The following is a 260-nucleotide window of genomic DNA, read 5'->3' as shown; positions in this document are numbered from 1 at the left end:
CTAGCGGTAAGGCGAGTAACCCAAGACAACCAAGGCAAGAAGACAGCCGGAGTTGACGGTGTGGTAGCGATATCCCCGAAACAAAGGTTCACCCTTGCTGAAGAAATCAAAGGAAACGTCAAAGCCAAACCGTTACGGAGAGTGTGGATACCAAAACCCGGACGGGATGAAAAACGTCCCCTAGGAATCCCGACAATTCGAGATAGAGCCAAGCAAGCCTTGGTTAAGATGGCAATGGAACCCTACTGGGAACCTAAATT

2 pseudogenes are annotated in these 260 nt (G+C 49.6%); both read left to right on the top strand.

Annotation, left to right across the window (positions count from 1 at the left end):
- Window positions 1-57 (top strand): annotated as a pseudogene (locus LKE08_RS29190) (reverse transcriptase N-terminal domain-containing protein); the annotation flags it as partial.
- 3 nt (window positions 58-60) lie between these two features.
- Window positions 61-260 (top strand): annotated as a pseudogene (locus LKE08_RS00105) (reverse transcriptase); the annotation flags it as partial.

It is taken from the genome of Lyngbya sp. CCY1209 (assembly GCF_035615495.1).
Classification (GTDB): Bacteria; Cyanobacteriota; Cyanobacteriia; order Cyanobacteriales; family Microcoleaceae; genus Limnospira.
The sequence above is the reverse complement of the archived record's forward strand: the minus strand, read 5'-3'. Positions and strand labels throughout refer to the sequence as shown.